The 1,778-nt window shown below is 40.0% G+C and carries 4 protein-coding genes; 1 reads left to right on the top strand and 3 read right to left on the bottom strand.

Annotation, left to right across the window (positions count from 1 at the left end; all coding sequences use genetic code 11):
* Window positions 1-239: hypothetical protein (locus tag F6K20_RS36970; protein ID WP_287298194.1), on the top strand; the 239-nt coding region annotated here is incomplete at its 5' end.
* 143 nt (window positions 240-382) lie between these two features.
* On the opposite strand, the gene F6K20_RS36965 is transcribed toward F6K20_RS36970, so the two are convergent.
* The 3 genes from F6K20_RS36965 to F6K20_RS36955 all read right to left on the bottom strand — a co-directional run.
* A complete protein-coding gene (locus tag F6K20_RS36965; RefSeq protein WP_008179091.1) occupies window positions 383-745 on the bottom strand; it encodes a late competence development ComFB family protein in 363 nt (120 codons plus the stop codon).
* Between the two features lie 68 nt (window positions 746-813).
* Window positions 814-1,248 carry a response regulator gene (locus F6K20_RS36960; protein ID WP_008179089.1) on the bottom strand — a complete coding sequence of 145 codons (435 nt, stop codon included), beginning with the start codon at window positions 1,246-1,248 and terminating at the stop codon, window positions 814-816.
* Window positions 1,238-1,778: hypothetical protein (locus tag F6K20_RS36955; protein ID WP_287298192.1), on the bottom strand; the 541-nt coding region annotated here is incomplete at its 5' end. The genes F6K20_RS36960 and F6K20_RS36955, both read right to left, overlap by 11 nt.

Genomic DNA, 1,778 nt, shown 5'->3' with positions numbered 1-1,778 from the left:
TATTTGGGGGGTTTGGAGACAGTGGTTTCAACGCTTTTGATTTAATCCATAATGCCCAATTGGGTACAGTTGATATCGATCAGTTCAATCAGGGACAGTCTCAGAGACTAGACGATGCTGCTTCTGAGTTTCGGCGTTTACAGTTGGAACGGTTGCGCAATCCCCAACTAGCATATCCAGAAAACCAATATCCACAAAACCAACCTACTACATCTGGGGCTAGCGAAAGTTACCGATAATCTTAGAGACTTTGGATCAGGTTTGGATCAGGTTTGATATCAACTCCGGTTAATCCCTTGGTTTACGGGTTATCCCATGGATGGTATAGCAGTTCTCAATACCCAATTGAGAACTGCTATTTTATGATATAAACTTTGGGAAATCAAGCTAAGGAATCACAGGAGATAGACCTTGAGGTAAACGTTTTAGGCATCGGGCAATTATCCCAGCTGTAGTTTAACATTAGATGCAAGATATGATAGATTCCTGTGTGAATCAAGTTTTCTAAATACAGCTTATGCTCTGAGGATAAGTGACGTAATTCTTGGCTTTTTGATGATGGTTCAATCTTGTCTAGGGCTTCGTAATGATTCGGAATTCTGCTGAGGACATAAGCAATTAAATCCTGGCGTATTTTAGACTGAGAAAACACGTCTTGATAGGGAAACTCCGGATACGTTGCTAAGACGTTTTCAATTTCTTGAATCACTATCGGTGTAGTTACGTGAACAAGGGTTTTACCCATCGTTTACACTCCTTTTGCAAACCGATTTATTATGGCGAACTGGTTTTTTAATTAGTAAATAGCTTGTTTTAAGCCCTGTTTGAAGTCAAGGGAAGTATTCTTAACTGCTGATTAATTGCTGCTAACAGTTCCCGACTATCTACAGGTTTGGTTAGATAATCATTGGCTCCAAGTTCCTTAGCGCGAGCATAGCCATCCTCCTTTGACTGACTGGTTAGAAATATAAACGGTGTTTTCGCTGTCTTTAACCTATCTCGTAATATCTGGAGAAGCTCATACCCATCAAGGGATGGTATATTAATTTCACAAATAATTAAATCAGGTCGGACAACTTTAGCTAAATTTAAACCGAGCCAACCATCGTCTGAAGTAAGGACATTAAATCCTTCTAATTCAAGTAAATCGGAGAAATTTGAGCGCAATACTTTATCATTTTCAATTAATAAAATTGTTTTGTTCATCGCTCCAGGCTTTATAAATTCATGATCAAGATTAATCCCCAACTTGCATAATCCGTTCTAGCAAGAGGCGATCGCTAGTTGAGCTACCGAACCATAACTTATCTTTTGCCAGAGTACTGAGAGATAACTGACCATTCGGTTCAATGCTAAAATCTTGACCCAACACTAACCCTTGCTCCTGAAGCTTCTTGATTGCGACAGCCATCGCTACTGCCACTAAGTCAAGTTCGGGCATCAAATAATCGGGATGACGCAATAGCCAGTAACAAGCATCAAGGTTAATCTCTGGTAGTCGATAAACCGCTGCCAGTAAGACTTGCTCAATATAAGTGGGACTGGGTAAAACAGTCAGAAAGTCTTTAAGAGATTTGATAAATGTTGAGTCTTGACTCTGAAATACATCCACAGCTAATCCGATGTATGACTCATAGTCCTGGGCTTGGCTGGTGGTACCCATGTTTCCTTCCTTGGTCAAAAGCAAACTGTTGATACCCAGAACACGTATCTTGTTTGTTTTATTGTGTGTGATTTCCTTTACACAGAAAACATCATAGACGCATCCCCAACTGACA

Source organism: Moorena sp. SIO2C4, assembly GCF_010672485.1.
GTDB lineage: Bacteria > Cyanobacteriota > Cyanobacteriia > Cyanobacteriales > Coleofasciculaceae > Moorena > Moorena producens.
This window is presented reverse-complemented; position numbering and strand designations above follow the sequence as displayed.

What these genes read in the sequence shown, in the direction of transcription:
- F6K20_RS36965 (WP_008179091.1), bottom strand. Translation starts at nt 745, where the DNA reads ATGGGTAAAACCCTTGTTCACGTAACTACACCGATAGTGATTCAAGAA.